This window comes from Mucilaginibacter sp. 320_HR, assembly GCF_059691875.1.
Genome location: NZ_JCAWAI010000004.1, coordinates 186,078 through 205,448, shown reverse-complemented (window position 1 = coordinate 205,448; position 19,371 = coordinate 186,078). Strand labels below are relative to the sequence as shown.

The window sequence follows — 19,371 nt, the reverse complement described above, 5'->3', positions numbered from 1 at the left end:
ACAGCGCGTATTCAGAGCCGCTCTAAAGTTTGATGTTGTGACCCACCTTCATACCAAAGAGTTACTATAAATGAGAAAGCTGCAAAACACAATTGCAAAAAAGCTTATCTTCGTTTCCCGATGAGCAACAACATAGTAGTAGCAATAGACGGTTACTCGTCTTGCGGAAAAAGCACCTTAGCCAAAGCACTAGCAAAAAAACTCAACTTTATATATGTTGACAGCGGTGCCATGTACCGTGCGGTTACACTTTATTTCCTGAGGAATAACATTGACATGAATGATCATCAGGCAATAGAAGTGGCGTTAAAAGACATTCACCTTAATTTTCACTCCCGCGATTATGAATCGCACATCTTACTGAACGAAGAAGAAGTATCTGAAGAGATACGCCTGATGCCCGTGTCAGAAAATGTAAGTACTATAGCCGCGTTGCGCGAAGTGCGGCGGGAGATGGTAAAACAACAGCAGCGCATGGGCCGCTCGAAAAATATTGTAATGGATGGCCGTGATATTGGCACAGCAGTATTCCCTCACGCCTCTTTAAAGCTTTTCATGACAGCCGACCCTAAGGTACGTGCCGAACGCCGCTATAAAGAGATCCACTCAAAAAACCCGGAGGTTACCCTGGAAGAGGTTTTTGAAAACCTTGCTCATCGCGATTATGCCGACACTACCCGTACAGAAAGCCCCCTGGTAAGAGCGGAAGACGCTGTAATACTGGACAATACTAATCTTACCCAGGAGCAGCAGTTACAATTTGCATTGGACAGGATAACGCCGCTGCTGAAAGTCTGAATCAGAATTTTAGGATTTTAGAATTAACAGCATGGTTATCCTGTGAAGCGTCGTTGCCCGGTACGAGGCAATCACCACGCCACATCTAAAAGTTTTGAGATTGCTTCGTACCTCGCAATGACGCGTCAGAGCCTTTTCGCTTCAGCTTTCTGTATTTAGCTTTAAGCTTTCTGCTCTTCGCTTTACGCTTTCTGCTTACCCAGCTTTCACCGCGCTCACCCCGAACTTGTTCAGGAAGTCTACACCTTCATCACTGGCAAGGCCTTTGTATTGCGCGTACGATTTATCGAAATATACCTGTTTGATGCCAGCCGAGTAAATAAGCCTTGCGCAGGGCAGGCAGGGCGATAAGGTAGTGTATAAAGTTGCACCTTCCAGGTTGGCACCATTCTTTACCGCATACAGTATAGCGTTTTCTTCGGCATGTAATGCAAGCGAGCAACTGCCTTTGCTATCGCGCGGACAGCCTGTTTCGGGAAACTCTTCATCGCAGTTATGCGTGCCGGCAGGTGGTCCGTTATACCCTATTGATATAATACGGGTATCCTTTGCTAGCACTGCCCCTACCTGTGCCTTAACGCAGTGTGAACGTTTAGCCAGGTCCGTCGCCAGGTTCATGAAGATGTTATCGAAAGTTGGTTTGTCCATTTAGAGGTAGTCAGACTCGAATTTAAGAATTGGCCGAATTTAAGAATTATGGACAAAGGATTTCTGCTTATTCTCTAATTCTAAAAAAATCAGGTTCACACAAAAAGGGGTTAGTTAACCTTCGTTAACTAACCCCTTTTTATGATGGTATAATATTCTGTGAATTCTAGAATTGTGTAAATTCTGATTTAGACGATTAATGTCCGCCGCCCGCTTCCAGGTTGTCAACATCTATACCTTGTTTCTTCAATTCAACGCCGGCCTTCCATGCAAAGAATGCCAGGTAAGCAAAACCAATCACCGGGACAATGTATGATGCATGTATACCGCTGCTATCAGCCAATATACCCTGCACTGGCGGAATAATAGAGCCACCAAGGATCATCATGATCAGGAATGCCGAACCCTGGCTGGTGTATTTACCCAAGCCGGTAACAGACAGCGAGAAGATAGATGGCCACATGATTGAGCAGCACAGGCCGCCTGCAGTAAACGAGAAAATAGCGATCATGCCGGCGCTCATTAAACCAACTATCATGAAGATAGCGCCAAGTACGCCAAACAATGCCAGCGTACGTACAGGCTTTTGATTACCGATTAAGAAGCCTATAACCAACACAGCCACAAAGCCTGCATAAGGTATTAGCATACTAACGTTGGTGCCGCTGATGCTGTTTACCAACAGTACCACACCAAAGGCTATAAACGGAACGATTACCGTAAGCACAAACTTCATGGTTTTAGAAAGGTTAAACGCTGCGATAGCACCTGTCCAGCGGCCTATCATCAAGCTACCCCAATAAAGGGATATAAAGGGTGCTACCTGGTCGGTAGTGTAGCTGCCAAAAGCAGGCGTTTCCAGCAATGCACCCATATTACTTTGGATGGTAACTTCAACACCCACGTAAGTAAAGATGGCCAGCATACCCAATATCAATTGCGGATACTGCATTGCGCCCCAGCCTTCTTTATGCTTGCTGCTGGTTGCTATAGTAGAAAGTAAGGTGATCAGGATAATTGCCAATGATGCGTATACAAAGTATGCCTTAGGCACATGGGTTGCATCAGCAAGCGGGCTTGCAGCTAAAATTAGCAGGAACGCGATAAAGATAACGCCCAATGGTTTGTTTGCCTTATTACTTGGTTCTATCTTTTCGTCGCTGGTTACTGTTGGCAGTTTAGATATCCAGAAAAAGGCCGCAACTGCTATAAACAAGCCGGCCAGGATGAGATAAAGGGTGTTAACCGATGATATTTTTACCTGTTCGGCAGGTATTTTAGCTGATGCAGATCCGAACAAAACAAAACCAACAATTACCGGCCCCCAAATACTACCAAAGTTATTTACGCCCCCTGCAAAGTTTAAGCGGTGTGTACCGGTTTCGGCACTGCCTAATGCAACCACAAATGGGTTTGCAGCGGTTTGCTGTAATGAAAAGCCCAGGGCTATAATAAAGAATGTTAACAGGATGAACGCGAACGAACCGGAGTTAATAGCGGGCACCATAATAAGCGCGCCAACAGCAGATAGCAGTAGCCCGTAGATGATACCGTTCTTATATCCTATTTTATTTAGAATATCCACCTTGGTGGCTGCAGAAGCAAAATACAATATCAGCGAGCCGATAAAATACCCACCGTAGAAGGTAAAGTCGATAAGCTGAGATTCGAATTGTGAAAGATGAAAATGTGCTTTACAAAAAGGGATGAAGATACCATTAGAGGCTGCCAGGAAGCCCCAGAAAAAGAATACCGTTACCAGCGTATATAATGCCGAACCGTTACTCTTGGAGTTGTTTTGTTCCATTGTCTGTTGATCAGTTTGTTTGGTGTTGATGTTTTAAACCACTAAACTTAAAGGAATTTTTATAATTAGCTCATAATTTTTTCAAAATATAAATCACAACTTTGCCTTTTGCTGTTTAAAGAATATTAATTGCATATTCGTATCCTGCTTTTTATAGCAGGACAATACTTAATATAAGCCGGACTTAATGATAGAAGCTGTTATTTCGGGGATAGGTTTTGGATTGGTACTCACCTTCATAACCGGCCCGGTGTTCTTCGCTCTAATTAAAACCAGTATCGAGAAAGGCTTTCACGCAGGTGTTGCTTTAGCCCTTGGCGTTGTCTGCAGCGATGTTGTATTCGTCGGAGCCATTCTTTTTGGTTCGCAGCTTTTTACGGTAAGCGCACAAACCAAAACCCTGGTAGGTGTATTTGGCGCGGTGATACTTTTCGCCATCGGCATCTATTACCTCTTCAAAAAAAGCGAGGTGAACTACCAGAATACCGTGCCTACGAATGTAGACCGTGCCGGGTATTTTCTGAAGGGTTTCCTGATGTGCATTTTTAACCCTACTATACTTTTCCACTGGACGGTGGTTATTGGTGCGGCCAGTACCGTGTACCACCAGGGCGTGCACAACCGCAGCCTTAAAATAGCCATTATGTTCCTGACCATTTTGCTTGTACAATTTGCCCTAGACACCACCAAAGCTTTTTACGCTAATAAGCTGCGAGATAAAATATCGGTTAAGCTGGTGCACCGGCTTAACCAGGTTGCCGGTATCGCGCTAATTATAGCTTCCCTTGTACTGGTAGACAGGCTGGTGACCCATTATGTATTCAGCGCCTCTATCGGGTCGTAGTAAATCAGTCACTGCAAGATTAATTGCTCAATTTATCGCAGCTGTAACACCGCAGGTGGCGTCAGACAGGTTAAAACTAAATGTCTGATTCTCAATACATCTTGAAATGACTTGCATTTAACAAGTGTATCATGGTCGCAAAAACTGTAACATGTTCAAACATTCATTTTTTGCAAGTAACTAGAGATCAGATAACTATTTATAAAATCACAAAAAAGAGTGTAACAGGTGTAACACCTTCACGTGTTACAGTTTTGCTATAACAAAAAAGGCGATGAATTCTTCATCGCCTTAATATTATCGTTCAACGTTTATTTTACATGTAAGCCCGTTGGTTCTTGCCTTCCATCCAGTTAACAAAAGCGCGGTTCACCACCTTGTTGCCGCCTGGTGTAGGGTAATCGCCGCTAAAGTACCAGTCGCCCAGGTGATCAGGGCAGGCTTTGTGCAGGTTATCAAGGGTTTGATAAAGCACCTGTACTTCGCACTTAATGTTCTTAGGAGTGATGATCTGTGCTATACGGTCAGATATCTCCTGATCAGTAAACGGCTCGTATATGGCTTTCACGTAATTTACCACTTGTTCTTTAGGTAGCTTAGAGCTGTCCTTACACTTTTGGTAAACTTCCAGTATCACATCGTCCTTACCGGCATCCTTTAGCAAGCTGATAGCAGCTTCAAAAGCCACGAACTCGCCCATGCGCGACATATCTATGCCGTAGCAATCCGGGTAACGTATCTGCGGAGCAGATGACACCACAACCACTTTCTTAGGACCAAGGCGGTCAAGTATTTTCAAGATGCTTTGTTTCAATGTAGTGCCACGAACAATGGAGTCGTCAAGTACCACCAGCTTATCCGTATCATTCTTGATCAGGCCATAAGTGGTATCGTACACGTGGGCCACCATTTCGCTGCGGTCGGCATCCTGTGTGATGAAAGTACGAAGCTTTACATCCTTAATGGCAATCTTCTCAACGCGCGGTGCCAGGTATAAAATCTCCTTTAGCTCCTCGTCGCTTAGCTTACCGTTACCGGCTATAAGCTTGTCGTGCTGATATTGCTTGATGTACTTGTGCACACCTTCCACCATGCCGTAAAAAGCAACTTCTGCAGTGTTAGGGATGTACGAGAATACGGTGTTCTTAATATCATTATCAACAGCGTTCAATATCTGTGGGCAAAGCAACCTGCCCAGCTGTTTACGTTCGCGGTAGATAGAAGCATCGCTGCCACGGGAGAAATAGATGCGCTCGAAAGAGCATGCTTTTTTCTCCTTAGGTTCGCTAAATTCTTCCTCGGTAACTTTGCCGTTCTTTTTAACAATAAGGGCATGGCCGGGCTGTATTTCCTTTACTTCCCCTATCGGGATGTTAAAGGCAGTCTGGATAGCAGGGCGCTCGGAAGCGGCAACAACTATCTCGTCATTAGCATAGTAAAATGCAGGGCGTATACCAGACGGATCGCGCATAACAAACGCATCACCATGACCTAATATGCCTGCTATGGTGTAACCACCGTCCCAGTTCTTGGCAGATTTGCGCAAGATCTTGGCTACGTCCATATCGTTGGCTATCAGCTTGCTTATCTCCGCATTATCATCAAGCCCTTCACGCTTGTACTGATCGAACAGACCCTGAACTTCGGTATCAATAAAGTGGCCCATCTTTTCAAGCACAGTTACAGTATCGGCCTTTTCTTTTGGATGCTGGCCGAGATCGTAAAGCTGTTGCAGCAATTCATCAACATTGGTCATGTTAAAGTTACCGGCAATAACCAGGTTACGGGTCATCCAGTTGTTCTGGCGTAGGAACGGGTGGCAGCTTTCTATACTGTTTTTGCCATGTGTACCATAACGCAAATGGCCCAACAGAACTTCGCCGGTAAAGCTTATGTGTTCTTTGAGCCATTCGGTATCAGCCATCTTTTCAGGCGTCTCCTTTTGTATCTCCGCGAATTTCTTCTGGATATACTCAAAAATATCCGCCACCGCATTAGACGCCATGGATCGGTGCCTGCTGATGTACCTTTTGCCCGGCTCAATATCCAATTTAATGGTAGCAACACCCGCGCCGTCTTGACCGCGGTTGTGCTGTTTTTCCATTAAAAGATAGAGTTTATTTAAGCCGTACAGCGCTGTGCCATACTTTTTCTGGTAATAAGATAGCGGCTTTAACAGTCTGATGAATGCAACGCCGCATTCATGTTTAATCTGATCGCTCATGATTGGGAATGAGCTCGCAAAGGTAAAACTTTATCTTAAATAGTGTTTAAACATATTGTCATTATTATGCATTAATTATATCAGTTCAACAAGCTGGTTCAACGCTAAGAAGAATTGCGATTTGATGTAACTTAGGTGTCAATTGGTAAAATACTATCAACATTAAAGCGGATATCGCTGTTACCTTTACCATGAACATAATCTATCCTAATATGAAGAAATCCGTTCTTGTTGCATTGGCATTGTCGCTGTTTGTATCTATAAATACATTTGCTCAAAAGAAAGCCAAACCGCTTTTTACCATGCCTATAGGCGTACAATCTTACACGTATCGGGCCACCCTCGCCACCAATACTGAAGCAGTACTTGACAGCGTTAAGGCGCTCGGCATTACTGAAATGGAAGGTCCAAATCCAAAGGGAGTTGATCCTTATAAGTTTAAAAAGCTGCTAAATCAACGTGGGATCAGCATGCCATCTATTGGTGTTGATTACGACATGCTGGTGAAAGACCCGCTGGAGGTGGTACGACTGGCCGGTATATTGAACGCCAGATATGTTATGGTTGCCTGGATACCACACGGTAAAACGTTTAACATTGCAGATGCCGAAAAAGCAGTAAACGATTTTAACAAAGCGGGACGTATTTTGAAAGCCAACAGTATTACGCTTTGCTATCACAACCACGGCTACGAGTTTGGAGAATACAAGGACGGAACCCTGTTCGATTACATAGTAAAGAATACCAATCCTAAATATGTGTCCTTCGAACTGGATATGTTATGGGCCTTCCACGGCGGTGCAGACCCTGCTAAGCTGTTGTATAAATACCCAAAGCGCTGGAAAATGATGCACCTAAAAGATATTCGCAAAGGGGTAGCTAACGACCTTACCGGCGGTACTGATATTAAAAATGATGTTGCATTAGGCACCGGCCAGATAAACGTACCGGAGGTTATAAAAGCTGCGAAAGCAGTGGGCATCAAGCATTATTTTATTGAGGACGAAAGCCCCGATCATGCTAAACAGATACCACAAACAATAAAGTATTTGAAAAGCCTTTAAAGACATGGAACGCTTAAGCGGACAAGTTAAGTAAGTTCGCTTAAAGCGTTTATTCTTTATAAAACGACCTGATCACCACTATCCATAAGCGCCTACTTTCTAAACCCTACCAATTTGTGCAGGGTACCAGGATCGTAAACCTTGCCCCCTTTTATTACTACGTTTACGTTACGGGTGTTGCTGATGTTGGTGAGCGGGTCACCATCCACAATGATAAGATCGGCGCTTTTCCCGGCGGTTACTGATCCTGTTTTGCTGCCAAGCCCCATTACCTGCGCCGGAATGATAGTTGCAGTTTTTAAAGCTTGTGCAGGCGTTAACCCTGCGTTTACATAAAGCTCAAGCTCGCGGTGTACACTAAAGCCGGGGAAACCCATATCAGTACCCGCCACAATCGGCACGCCGGCATCATATAGTTTCTTTACGATCTGTCCAAATGCATCTGTTATGGGCTTAAGTTTTGCAGCCTGGTCTGGTTCTTCACCGGTTGTTTTAAACTGTGTTTGCAGTGGTAACGGCAAATCGTAAAAACGGGGCTCCATCTTGGTAATATCTTCCTTGATGTTGCGCATGCTTAGATCGTACACCGCAAGCGTCGGGTCAATCACAACCTTGTGATCAACCAGGAATTTAATGTTCTTAACGTTAACGCTGTCGTTGAAATCAATAGAGCGGTCTTTATTCCGCTTCATCATCGAATAAACGTACTGAATGTGATTAACCATGTTCATGCCCGAATCAACACCCGTCCGTACTGACATGTAGTTAGGAATATGGCCGGTAACGGTTAGTCCAAGCCGGTGCGCCTCATCACAGATCACTTTTAATATTGCCGGCTTAACAGAACTGTAAACCTTAATCTGGTCGAAGCCTCTTTCTTTATAGGTATCAACAGCTTTAATGGCTTCTTCTTTTGTGTCGGCCTGAATTATGCCGAGCGACATTGGCCCTTTTCCGTCTATAATCCCCGCCATTAGTATTTTAGGACCAATACCCTTGCCCCCATCAATGGCGTCGCGAATGGCATCTATGAAGCCCAGCTCGTTGCCGCAGTCGCGTACAGTAGTTACGCCTGCCGCAAGGTAAGCCGGCCCCCACTCCGTTTGCTCAAAGTGGGCGTGCATATCCCAAAGACCTGGCATTATGCTTTTCCCTGTGGCATCTATCACCTGTGCGCCCGCCGGAACGGTTGATTTACCTATGCTTTCTATTTTTCCATCCTTCGATATTATTAACGAATTAGGGACGCTGGTGCCCGTAAGTACATCAATAATATTACCGCCTTTAATAGCAATTACACCTGTAGAGCCTTTTTGCGCCGGAGCCGCTTTGGAGAAAGCCTCCATGCCGTAACCTGCTGCGCGTTTAATCAACTCGGGCAGTAAACTTTCATAAGGCTCGCTCATCATCTCTGTCTTGTCGCCTTCGGCATCAATGGTGAGGATGCAGATGAGGTTACCCGCGGCATCGGTCCATACCTGCTCGTCGCCCCAAATGAGGCCGCTGATGGTGTAACGAACGAGCGATAACGGTTTACCCTCAAACGTGAGTGCATCCGTACCCGCCTTTCTGATCTGCAATGCGCCGAATGGCAGCGTGTTGATAGTAGCCGGTTGTTTATGATTGTTCCAATACTTTAACAGCAGCATTTGAACGGTCGCCGGCGAGTAACCCGTAACAGGGAAGGTTAAAGCACCAACGGTTTTTGTATAGGTTGAATCGCCGACTCGTATAGTGGCCGAGCCTCCCTGCATCTTAATAGCATCATCCACCTTGGAGAACCTAGATGTTTGGCCTTTTACAACAAGCTCCAGTGGCTCATACACCGGGTTTACTTTTACTGTAGCTTTTAGCGGCACCGGGCTGCCACGATCAACAAATTTAAAGTCTACCTCATAGGTTTTTGAGTCCTTGTTATTGGTAACCTTGTAGGTCTCCTTGCCAATATGCTGCTCAAATTTATGCAGCAGGAACACGCCGCTATCAGCAGGTTTATCCTGCGCACTGGCAGTATATAAAATTGATGATAAGATAACAAGGGTAAAAATACGTTTCATGCGATGAGGTGCTGTGTTCACCAAATATAATGAAAACTGTAAACGAGATTTAACAAGTTCCCGGATTTATAATGGTGTAATACCGGGGAGTGTTTCGTTTCGGTAAAGCGAAACACCCGAAACACTTATTTTAATTAATCCACTCGTTATCAGAAATTAAAAAAAAAGCGAAACAACCCGAAACAGTCCCACATTTATAGCTAATTGTATAAACATCTAGCAATAAATCTCTTACATTATTTTAGCCGTTTTACCTGGTAAAAGCGAACACTCCGGGCGAAACACTTTAAGGTTAGATCTACAGCTTCTCACCATGTTGACTTATATCCAGGCCAACCAGCTCGTCCTCGTAAGGTACACGCAGCGGCGAGATCATATCTGTAACCTTTAGCAACAGCATCGACCCAAAGAAAGAGAATATGGAGGTAGCTACCAGTGCCACCAATTGTATCAGGAATAAATGCGTATGGCCAAAGAACAAGCCTTCGCCTGTGGTGATGCCGGGGTTTACTTTTTGGCTGGCGAACACACCGGTAAGCAGCATACCTACCATACCACCCACGCCATGGCAGGGGAATACATCCAGCGTGTCATCAATACTGGTGCGGGTGCGCCACTCTACTACCAGGTTACTTACCACTGCCGATATAATGCCTATGGCCAGTGAGTGCGGCACGCTTACATAACCGGCTGCGGGAGTAATAGCCACCAAACCTACTACGGCGCCTATACAGGTGCCCATTGCAGAGGGTTTGCGCTTGCGCAGTATGTCGAAAAATATCCACGTAACACCCGCGGCTGCAGATGCTGTTGTGCTGGTGGCCAACGCAATTACCGCTGTATGGTTTGCACCAAATGCCGAACCAGCATTAAAACCGAACCAACCGAACCACAGCAAGCCGGTACCTATCATTACATAGGTGATACGTGCCGGCGAATGATTGGCCTCGTTGCGGCGCTTAAGATAAAGCGCCGATGCCAGCGCCGCCCAGCCGGCAGACATGTGCACTACTGTACCACCTGCAAAATCAAGCACGCCCAGCTTAGCTAATATACCCTCCGGGTGCCAGGTGGCATGTGCCAGCGGCGAGAAGATGAACACGGAAAAAAGGCAAAGGAAAATGATGTAAGAATTAAATCGGATACGCTCTGCAAACGCGCCGGTGATAAGTGCCGGGGTAATTATAGCAAACTTAAGTTGGTACATGGCAAAAAGCAGCAAAGGGATGGTTGGCGCCAACTTCCAGCTTGCGTTACCCAGCATGCCTTTCATCATAAAAAAGGTTGAGGGGTTACCTATAATGCCGCCAATGCTGTCCCCAAAAGCCAGGCTAAAACCAAATACGCCCCACATCACCGTGATGATAACCATACAAACAATGCTCTGCAGCATGGTAGATATTACGTTCTTCTTATTCACCATACCGCCATAAAAGAACGCCAGCCCGGGTGTCATGATCAGCACCAGCGCGGTAGACATCAGCATCCAGGCAATATCGCCGGTATTAAAATTTGCTGTGGTAGTTGTATCATGATCTACCGAGGGAAACGCAAAAGTTAGCACCAGGATGACCAGAATAATGAAGAAGGGGATATAACGTTTCATATTTTACAGCACTCTTTGCTAAGAATGGCTGAAAATATAATTTTTTCATGCATTTGTAATGAAATTTATAAAATTTCTATTAACTACATGTACTTTATCAACAAATTTGGGAAAATTCCAAAAATAAGCAGCACTGCAGCCAGTATTGTAGATAATACCACCAGCTTTATAGACCACTTGTTTTCGCTAACCAGCAATTCCGACCGGCGAATGAAAAGATTAAGCGGAATTTTGATGTAATAGAACAGCGAAACCACTGTTACCAGCGCCCCAACAGCCATTAGTGCAGCCAACCAGGTATCATGCGTATGCTGATAGGTGCCGTAAAGCGCCGAAAAGACAAATAACTTGGCTGTGAAACCAGCGCTCACCGGTATACCTGTAAGTGAAACCAGAACCACCACAAAAGCTACTGATGCCAGCGGGTATTTAAATCCCAGCCCCTTGTAGTCGCGCACGTCGGTTATACCTTCTGCGTTCTCAAAATAGTTAGCAAGTGCCAGCGCGGCAATATTGGCAATACCGTATACCAGCAGGTAGTAGCTTAGCGCCTGTATGCCCTGCCCTATAAATGTGGTTACCGCCATTAACGCGAAACCGGTATGCCCTATGCTGGAATAAGCCAGCATACGTTTTACGTTGTTCTGCATTACGGCAGCAAAGTTGCCCCCTATCATTGTTATAATGCCAATGACCGAAAATGCCGCCCGGATGTCAAACCCTGTCCAGCCGCCGTAAAATATCAGCGGGGTAATAAAGTTTACCAATAAACCAAATGCCGCAATTTTAGGCAGGGTAGACAGGTAAGCCGTAATAGGTGTAGCAGCGCCCTCGTAAACATCAGGCACCCAAAAATGCGCCGGGATAAACGATATTTTAAAGCCGATGCCCACCAAAATAAGTATTACCGCAAAAGATACGCTCAGCGGGTTTACGTGCCCCAGCTGCTGTACCACTATCGGGTTAAACAGGTTCAGTTCGCCCGTAAAGGCGTAAACCAGCGAAATGCCATACAACATTACTGCCGATGACGCCGCGCCGAACAACACATATTTAAGCCCCGCTTCGGCACTGATGCCATTCTCGGTTTTATATGCTACCAGCAGGTACGAAGCTATAGAAACCATTTCTACCGACAGGTACATAGCCAGCATGTTTACAGCCATTACCATAATATGCAGCCCCAGCAAAGAGCCGGTAACAATGCTGTACAGGTCCGACAGGCCTTTACGGTGTATCTTAAGGCGGTTATCCCAGCTAAAGTACAGCAGCAGTATAAACGCCAGCACCCCTACTATCATTTTAAAGATGATGGCCATGTGATTAAGCAGCAGCATACCGCTAAATATGAACTGCGGACCGGAGGCTATCATGCTAAACTGCTGCGCGTCCTTAAACAGCACCAGCAGCACCCCGGCAGCGGCAACTATCCGGCACAACCAGGCGGAGTTCTTGCCGAACAGAAGATCGGTAAGCAATACCACAACAAACAACACCGTGATGTACACCTCGGGCATTAAGTAGGGTAAGCTAACAAGGGCGCCGCTTAACTGTTTAGATATGTCGGATAGTTGGTCCTGCATGGGTTATTGTACAATTACTACTTGATTTTTAGGGTATTTTACCTGGTACTTAACACGCAGTTGTTTGGCTTCCTGCGGTGCCAGCGTTAAGTTCCACGACAGCTTGCCGGTAACTTTATCCATTTCCGCACCGCTGGTTTCCTGCGCATCTATCTCAATAGCGGTATTCTGTGACACCGGTACCTGGTCTTCAACCAATATGTTTACAGGCTGCGTTTTACGGTTCTTTACTGATATTAGCCAATCGCGGGTTTCTTTTTTACTTGAGCCCAGCAGGCCCTGCTTTTCGTTTAAGTCTTTTTGCAACGTGCGTTTTACCAGAATACTCTTATCTACGCCTAACGACAGTTGCAACGTGTCACTAGCAGTATGTGTATCTAATACAGATTTCCCTACGAAAGTTCCCTCAAAGAATATGCTGGCTTCTCCCGAAAGGAAGTTAAACTTAGTCCAGTCAATTATTCTGGCATTAAGAAATACATCTGTGTTTAACTTAGGTGCCACATAGTACTGGTAGGTAGCCGGTATGGTCACTTGGTCTATCTCTACGGTATACGGCTTGCCGTCGTTTGGGATAGAGAAAGGATTTTGAATTTTAAATTCTATGTTGGTCTGGTTTTCCGTCGGATTAACAGCAACCCTGTTTGTGCTCCTGAATTCGTTTACTACAACCACCTCGTTTAAAGATTGGCTCGAATAACTTTTATCTGCCATAGGGCGCGGCGTATATAAGTTCAGGTAATAAGGATTCAATTCTGGCTTTACGCCGCTTACAGAAGGGTCTCCGGTAGACAATGTCAATTTTACATTCTTCCAATCTTCGCCACAACGTTGAGACACATTTGCTTTATAGGCTATTGTTATTGGGCTGTTCACATTTTTGGCACGGATGTCGTAAGTTGGGTACCAAAATGCGTTGCCTACAGCGTAGCTCAAAGTAAAGTTGGCTTGTAAGGCTATTTTGGAAGATATATTTACGACGATATTACTGGTAGAGGGTAACTGGCTTCTTTGTAAGGCATCAAGCTGGCTGTCATACTTCTCTAGCTGTTCGTTCAGCTTTTGAAGTTCGTTGTTTATCACCAGTTCCTTTTTCTTTATTTCAGTTAGACGCAAGGTTTGAAAATCAAGAGCTGCTCTTAATTTTACTACGTCCAGCCCACCGGTTTGACCGTTTCCCACCTGATTTTTGGCAAGCATGTTGGCTTCTTCCTGATTAATATTCAGCAATGCAGTTTGCAGTGCGATTTTATCTTTCAAACTTTTTTGCATTGTCTGCAACTCTTCGGTTTGTTTGGTTTTAGCAGACTCACCTAAAAAATTACGCTCATGCTTAACGGACAGAATGGTAAAATCTCCGGCAGCACGTACCTGAATGCTTGGTACATTTATATTGGGGGATAAATTCTCGAAAACAAGTGCATAGTTACCTGGTACAATATTCACTAAAGATGTTCTTGTAACTTGCGCGCCATTAAGGAACACTGTTACGTTCTCAATTTTTGAGGCAACCTTCTGTCCTTCTTCTGCGCGGGCGGCAGCAAAGCTTATCAACAGGCAGGCAATAAATAAAAATTTCTTCATGGCTTATAATTTATTTACCTGTATGATGATCTTGCCGTGCATTTTCCATAAAGGTCCAACAAATTATTTACCCATATAACTTACCAACGCCAGTACCGAGTCGTTTATCTTATCAAACACAACTGATGGCATTACACCTAAGCCCAGCGCGATCAGCGCCAGCGGCAGCAGCGTAGCGGTTTCCCTAAAGTTGAGATCAGTCAGTGCAATGCGCCATATCTCCCCTCCTTTTAGGGACAGTTTACCAAAGAACATGCGCTGCAACGTCCACAGGAAATAGCCCGCGCTCAATAATATACCTACCGATCCACAAATAGCCATCCAGTAAGGCAGCAATCCGTTTACCGATTGGGATTTAAAAGCACCCGCCAGCGAGAAAGCCTCTGCTACGAATGCCGAAAAGCCCGGTAAACCCAATGACGCAAAAAATGCGATCATGACATAAACCGTATAGCGCGGCATCAGGTTACCTAATCCACGGAAATGGTATATATACCGGTCGTGCACGCGGTTGTAAATAACACCAACCAAAAAGAACAGCATAGTAGACAGGAAGCCATGGCTTACCATCTGCATAATGGCGCCGCTAATCCCTTCGGCAGTATTAGAGGCTATACCCAGCAACACAAAGCCCATATGTGATACGGAGGAATAGGCGATAAGTCGTTTCAGGTCTTGTTGCGCCAACGCATTGAAGGCACCGTATAAGATGGAGATAACGCCGAGCAAGCCCAGCCAAAACGCCGACTGGTGCGCAGCATCAGGGAAGATACCCATGCAGATACGGATGATACCATAACCACCAATCTTTAACAGCACGCCGGCAAGTATAATAGATACAGGGGTTGGCGCTTCTACGTGCGCATCGGGCAGCCAGGTATGTAAAGGCACAACGGGTACTTTAATGGCAAAGGCCACAAACAGCACCACAAAGCCCACCATACGCGCAGGCAGGCCAAATATGGTTTGATGCGTAACGGTGGAGAATATAGAACTCCGGACGTAATTGGCCGGGTCCATCATCGTGATCATGTTAAATGTGTGATCGCCGGTGCTGCGGTCCTTTACAGACAGGTACAGCCCTACCATCACCAGCAGCATGAACACCGAGCCAAAAAGCGTGTACAGGAAGAATTTGATGGCCGCGTATTCGCGCCGTGCGCCACCCCACATCCCTATCAGGAAATACAGTGGCAGCAGCATTAATTCGTAAAAAGTATAGAACAGGAAGAAGTCCAGCGCGCAGAACACACCCACTACTGCCATATCCAGCAGCAGGAACAGCGCGAAGAAGCCCTTGAGGTTTCCTTTTATCTCCCACGAGGCAATAGCGGCAACCACCATTACCAAACACGTCATCACCATTAGGGTAATGGAGATACCGTCTATCCCTACAAAATAGTCTATCTGCATGCGGCCCAGCGCGCCAAGGTCCAGGTGTATCCAGGGCAGCTTCTGCACAAACTGGAACTGCTCTTCATGATTGATCCCAGCGAAACCGGCACCCGTTTGAAAGTTTAAATACATCCAGATGCTGATACCTAACTGCACCAGCGTAGCAACTAATGTGATGTACTTGTAAGCAACCCGTAACGACGAAGGCAGCAGCAATACAATAAGGCCGAACAACGCAGGGGTAAATATGAGCAGGGTTAATATGTTCATCAGGTCCAGATCAGTTTAAATACAAAAAATACAATTACTGCCAGCAGCATGCTATACAGGTAATACTGGATTTTACCGCCCTGGAAACGACGTGTAAAATTACTTATCGACATGACAATTCGGGCAAGCAGCCACAAAATACCATCTATAATATATTTGTCGATCCAGGCGGAGGCTTTAGCTATCAATTGTCCGGTTTTCTCGAGCAAATGTATAAAGCCATCCACCACCTTACGGTCAAACCAGAAAGCGGCGGTGCTGAGCGCCATCACGTACTTTACAATAACCCGGTTGTAAAACCTATCAATATACCACTCGTTGCAGGATATCCGGAACAGCAGGTTGTTCTGCGGGAACGCCCAGGTATTCCGTTTTACATAAATCACGTATGCGCCGTACATCACCATCAGGCTGAAAACGTTTACCAGCACGGGTACAACAAGATGGTAAGCACCCTCTACAGCTGGTGCATTCGCCTGCATCAGCCCGGCAAAGGGCCAGGCATGCTCGTAAGAGAACGGATTGATACTAAACAGCGGGAACAAGCAGCAAAGCGCAAGCAATATTAAAGGCGCCTTATAACCCCAGCCGCCATCGCTAATGTGCACGCTGATGTTCGGGTTCATTTGCAGCAGGCGGAACTCGCCGAAGAATACTTTTACAACAAGCCTGGTGACGTAAAAGGCCGTTAGCCAGCTGGTGAAGGCGGCTATAGCAGGGACAAGTTTAAAGATGCCGCTTTTGCCATCGCTCCAGTTAAAGGCTTGTATCAGTATGCCATCTTTAGACAGGTACCCAGATGTAAGCGGTAGGCCTATCAAAGCTAGCGCACCCACTACAGCTACGATAAAAGTAACCGGAAGTTGTTTACGCAGGCCACCCATGTGGAGGATATTTTGCGGATCTATGTCGAGGTTGTTTTCGTCACTGATGTGTTTTACTTCGTGAATAATAACGCCCGCCACCAGGAACAACAAGCATTTAAAGAACGCGTGCGTAGCCAGGTGGAATAGCGACGATGAGTATGCGCCAACCCCCATTGCCATTACCATATAGCCCAGTTGTGATACCGTAGAGTACGCCAGGATGCGTTTAAGATCGTTTTGTGTAAGGGCGATGGTGGCTGCCATAAAAGCAGTAAAGCAACCGATAATAGCCAGAAAGGTAAGCTCGCCGGCATTGAATAGGGGGTAAACCCTGCCCAGCAGGAAAACGCCTGAAGCTACCATGGTAGCGGCATGTATCAATGCAGATACAGATGTAGGGCCTTCCATAGCGTCGGGCAGCCAGGTATGCAGCGGAAACTGCGAGGACTTGGCGGCAACCGCCAGGAATATCCCCGCAAACGCTACATAGTGCCACACCGCAGGCAGGTGGTTAATGGTACTCGTCCATTCGCCATTGGCGAGAACCGACGAGGTAACCAGCCCGCCAGAACGGAATAGTGCATCTATATCAAATGTACCGAACTGAACAAATAGAATGATTATAGCCGACAGCAGGCCGATATCGCCTATGCGGTTCATGATAAAGGCTTTTTTGTTGGCCGCTACCGCCTTATCTCGATGATACCAGAAACCAATAAGCAGGTACGATGAAAAGCCGACCAGCTCCCAAAACGCGTAGAAAAGCACCAGGCTATCTACAATTACCAGCGACAGCATGCTGAAACAAAAGAAGCTCAGATAACGGAAGTACAGGCTGAAGTTCTCGTCGTCTTTCATGTACGCAGTGCCGTAAACGTGCACCGGTAAAGCCACTACAGAAACCAGCCCCAATAGCAATACTGACAGGTTGTTGAGCAGTATGCCAGCGTAAACCTTAGTTGCCCCAACAGTAAACCATACGGTTTGCACATGGATCGTGTGGGTGTTCCATACCCTCGCAAAAACAGTAGCCGCCAGCACCAAACTGCCTAATATAGCCAGCGTTGATGCCCAGCCCGCAACCTTACATTTTGTAAACACCAAAAAGTTAACCGCAAAAGCAGCAAAGGGCAGTACCGCCGCCATTATGGCGAAGGTTACAGTTTGCCCGTCGGTATTTAGGTTAGCAGGGTTCAATCCTTTAACTGGTTAACTTCATCGGGATTAATGGTTTTGTACCGGCGGTATACATTAAGTATAATCGCAAGCGCTACAGCAGTGGTTGCTGCGGCCAGTACAATGGCAAACAGGGCAAACATCTGCCCGGCGTTCTTAAAGCTTTCATAACGGCTAAATGCAACCAGGTTAAGTATGGCGGCGTTCAGCATTAGTTCGATACCTATAAGTACCTGTATGGCGTTCTTTTTAGATACTACTATGAACAGCCCTATGCAAAACAACAGGGCACTCACCAGCATATAATCCTGCAAGCCTATCATTCCTTACCCTCCTTACGCGAAAGGTGCGCCGCCCCAATTAGTGCTATCATCAGCAGGATAGATATTGCTTCGAAGGGCAGCAGGTAACGCGTCATCAGGTTAATACCTATGTTGTTTATACCAGGCGTTGCAGCGGTGTTGCTTGTTTTTGACAATAGCAGCCATTCCAGGCTATCAACTTTGGCATCCAGCACCACATTCACCATTACCATCCAAAACAAGCCGGCCAATAACAAAGCAGGCCAGTTCTTTAAACTGATAAATTTATTCTCCTGTTCAGCGGCAGCTGCTAAAGCTTCCTTGCCGGACAGCATGAAGGCAAACAGAATAAGCACCAGTATGCCGCCAACGTATATCACGATTTGAGTAACGGCCACAAAGTCCGCCAGGCAAAGCACATAAAGTCCAGCCAGGGCGAATAGTGTTATAAAAAACATAAAAATGCTGCGAACAAGGTTCCTGCTCATGGCAACTGTAAGTGCCGAACCAACCGCAACCAGGCTCATGAGGTAGAACATTATTTTTATCAGGCTCACGCGCCGCCCCCCTTCGCTTTCATTGCGGCTTGTTTTGCCGCCTGCTTTTCGGCTTGCTGTTGTTCCAGTAAGCGGCGTTTCTCATCGGCTTCCTCCGGAGACATATCCGAGAACTGGTAGGTAAGCTGACCAAGGTCGAATACGGTGCGATCGTACTGATTGGTCATGGTGATGCACTCCGTAGGACATACAATAGTACACAGGCCACAGTACATACATTTGGCCATGTCTATATCAAACTTGGCAGCATAAAGCAGCTTTTTAGATCCGTCGGAGGTTTCACCGATAGTGCCCTGTGTTGATTTTATAGATTCAATATCAATACAGTTTACGGGACAAATCTTGGCACAAAGGTCACATACAATGCAATCATCAATCTCTACATCCAGTTGATAACGGCCAACCTCGGGTATAGGCAGCTGCTGTTTTGGATATTGTATGGTAGTGGTGTCTTCCTGAAGTTTAAAGTAATTGTTATCAGTAACGGACACAACCTTGCGGCGCGAATTACCGCTAAAAAGGTGCTTCAGCGTGAGGCTTAGACCCTGCGCTGCTGTTTTAAATCCGTTTACTATCTTGTTTATCACTTC

The 19,371-nt window shown here is 45.9% G+C and carries 15 protein-coding genes; 3 read left to right on the top strand and 12 right to left on the bottom strand.

Features of this window, described 5'->3' with window-relative positions; all coding sequences use genetic code 11:
• Positions 1–120: 120 nt before the first annotated feature.
• Positions 121–798 carry a (d)CMP kinase gene (cmk, locus tag AC59GT_RS15455; RefSeq protein WP_497238467.1) on the top strand — a complete coding sequence of 226 codons (678 nt, stop codon included), beginning with the start codon at positions 121–123 and terminating at the stop codon, positions 796–798.
• Positions 799–993: 195 nt separating this feature from the next.
• On the opposite strand, the gene AC59GT_RS15450 is transcribed toward cmk, so the two are convergent.
• Positions 994–1,446, bottom strand: coding sequence for a deoxycytidylate deaminase (locus AC59GT_RS15450; RefSeq protein WP_497238466.1), 453 nt, complete (start codon positions 1,444–1,446; stop codon positions 994–996).
• Between the two features lie 196 nt (positions 1,447–1,642).
• Complete coding sequence (locus AC59GT_RS15445) at positions 1,643–3,253, bottom strand: MFS transporter (protein WP_117382541.1); 1,611 nt, start codon at positions 3,251–3,253, stop codon at positions 1,643–1,645.
• A gap of 187 nt (positions 3,254–3,440) precedes the next feature.
• Between AC59GT_RS15445 and AC59GT_RS15440 the strand changes: the two genes are divergently transcribed.
• Entirely contained in the window at positions 3,441–4,097 is a 657-nt protein-coding gene (locus tag AC59GT_RS15440; protein ID WP_497238465.1) for a LysE family translocator, read from the top strand.
• Between the two features lie 316 nt (positions 4,098–4,413).
• Here the strand turns inward: AC59GT_RS15440 and AC59GT_RS15435 are convergent, their stop codons facing one another.
• On the bottom strand, positions 4,414–6,321 hold the full coding sequence (locus AC59GT_RS15435) for an amidophosphoribosyltransferase (protein WP_497238464.1): 1,908 nt from the start codon (positions 6,319–6,321) through the stop codon (positions 4,414–4,416).
• A 212-nt stretch (positions 6,322–6,533) separates the two neighbouring features.
• Between AC59GT_RS15435 and AC59GT_RS15430 the strand changes: the two genes are divergently transcribed.
• Positions 6,534–7,385 carry a sugar phosphate isomerase/epimerase family protein gene (locus AC59GT_RS15430; protein ID WP_497238463.1) on the top strand — a complete coding sequence of 284 codons (852 nt, stop codon included), beginning with the start codon at positions 6,534–6,536 and terminating at the stop codon, positions 7,383–7,385.
• A gap of 92 nt (positions 7,386–7,477) precedes the next feature.
• On the opposite strand, the gene AC59GT_RS15425 is transcribed toward AC59GT_RS15430, so the two are convergent.
• The 9 genes from AC59GT_RS15425 to AC59GT_RS15385 form a co-directional block, all read right to left on the bottom strand.
• Positions 7,478–9,442 (bottom strand): amidohydrolase family protein, encoded by a 1,965-nt coding sequence (locus tag AC59GT_RS15425; RefSeq protein WP_497238462.1) that lies wholly within the window; start codon positions 9,440–9,442, stop codon positions 7,478–7,480.
• Positions 9,443–9,740: 298 nt separating this feature from the next.
• Entirely contained in the window at positions 9,741–11,048 is a 1,308-nt protein-coding gene (locus AC59GT_RS15420) for an ammonium transporter (RefSeq protein ID WP_497238461.1), read from the bottom strand.
• An 83-nt stretch (positions 11,049–11,131) separates the two neighbouring features.
• Positions 11,132–12,631: an NADH-quinone oxidoreductase subunit N gene (locus tag AC59GT_RS15415; protein ID WP_497238460.1), complete on the bottom strand. Its 1,500-nt coding sequence runs from the start codon at positions 12,629–12,631 to the stop codon at positions 11,132–11,134.
• A 3-nt stretch (positions 12,632–12,634) separates the two neighbouring features.
• On the bottom strand, positions 12,635–14,215 hold the full coding sequence (locus tag AC59GT_RS15410; protein WP_497238459.1) for a DUF4139 domain-containing protein: 1,581 nt from the start codon (positions 14,213–14,215) through the stop codon (positions 12,635–12,637).
• Between the two features lie 63 nt (positions 14,216–14,278).
• Positions 14,279–15,880, bottom strand: a complete 1,602-nt coding sequence (locus AC59GT_RS15405) for a complex I subunit 4 family protein (protein ID WP_497238458.1) — start codon at positions 15,878–15,880, stop codon at positions 14,279–14,281.
• Entirely contained in the window at positions 15,880–17,943 is a 2,064-nt protein-coding gene (locus tag AC59GT_RS15400; RefSeq protein WP_497238457.1) for an NADH-quinone oxidoreductase subunit 5 family protein, read from the bottom strand. The genes AC59GT_RS15405 and AC59GT_RS15400 overlap by 1 nt, the downstream gene beginning before the upstream one ends.
• Complete coding sequence (gene nuoK / locus AC59GT_RS15395; RefSeq protein WP_497238456.1) at positions 17,940–18,245, bottom strand: NADH-quinone oxidoreductase subunit NuoK; 306 nt, start codon at positions 18,243–18,245, stop codon at positions 17,940–17,942. Before nuoK ends, AC59GT_RS15400 begins: the two co-directional genes overlap by 4 nt.
• Positions 18,242–18,781, bottom strand: a complete 540-nt coding sequence (locus AC59GT_RS15390) for an NADH-quinone oxidoreductase subunit J family protein (RefSeq protein WP_497238455.1) — start codon at positions 18,779–18,781, stop codon at positions 18,242–18,244. The genes nuoK and AC59GT_RS15390 overlap by 4 nt, the downstream gene beginning before the upstream one ends.
• A complete protein-coding gene (locus tag AC59GT_RS15385; RefSeq protein WP_497238454.1) occupies positions 18,778–19,368 on the bottom strand; it encodes a NuoI/complex I 23 kDa subunit family protein in 591 nt (196 codons plus the stop codon). The genes AC59GT_RS15390 and AC59GT_RS15385 overlap by 4 nt, the downstream gene beginning before the upstream one ends.
• Positions 19,369–19,371: the final 3 nt, after the last annotated feature.

What these genes read in the sequence shown, in the direction of transcription:
- AC59GT_RS15410 (WP_497238459.1), bottom strand. Translation starts at nt 14,215, where the DNA reads ATGAAGAAATTTTTATTTATTGCCTGCCTGTTGATAAGCTTTGCTGCC.
- AC59GT_RS15445 (WP_117382541.1), bottom strand. Translation starts at nt 3,253, where the DNA reads ATGGAACAAAACAACTCCAAGAGTAACGGTTCGGCATTATATACGCTG.
- nuoK (WP_497238456.1), bottom strand. Translation starts at nt 18,245, where the DNA reads ATGATAGGCTTGCAGGATTATATGCTGGTGAGTGCCCTGTTGTTTTGC.
- AC59GT_RS15450 (WP_497238466.1), bottom strand. Translation starts at nt 1,446, where the DNA reads ATGGACAAACCAACTTTCGATAACATCTTCATGAACCTGGCGACGGAC.
- AC59GT_RS15425 (WP_497238462.1), bottom strand. Translation starts at nt 9,442, where the DNA reads ATGAAACGTATTTTTACCCTTGTTATCTTATCATCAATTTTATATACT.
- cmk (WP_497238467.1), top strand. Translation starts at nt 121, where the DNA reads ATGAGCAACAACATAGTAGTAGCAATAGACGGTTACTCGTCTTGCGGA.
- AC59GT_RS15440 (WP_497238465.1), top strand. Translation starts at nt 3,441, where the DNA reads ATGATAGAAGCTGTTATTTCGGGGATAGGTTTTGGATTGGTACTCACC.
- AC59GT_RS15415 (WP_497238460.1), bottom strand. Translation starts at nt 12,631, where the DNA reads ATGCAGGACCAACTATCCGACATATCTAAACAGTTAAGCGGCGCCCTT.
- AC59GT_RS15405 (WP_497238458.1), bottom strand. Translation starts at nt 15,880, where the DNA reads ATGAACATATTAACCCTGCTCATATTTACCCCTGCGTTGTTCGGCCTT.
- AC59GT_RS15435 (WP_497238464.1), bottom strand. Translation starts at nt 6,321, where the DNA reads ATGAGCGATCAGATTAAACATGAATGCGGCGTTGCATTCATCAGACTG.
- AC59GT_RS15420 (WP_497238461.1), bottom strand. Translation starts at nt 11,048, where the DNA reads ATGAAACGTTATATCCCCTTCTTCATTATTCTGGTCATCCTGGTGCTA.
- AC59GT_RS15430 (WP_497238463.1), top strand. Translation starts at nt 6,534, where the DNA reads ATGAAGAAATCCGTTCTTGTTGCATTGGCATTGTCGCTGTTTGTATCT.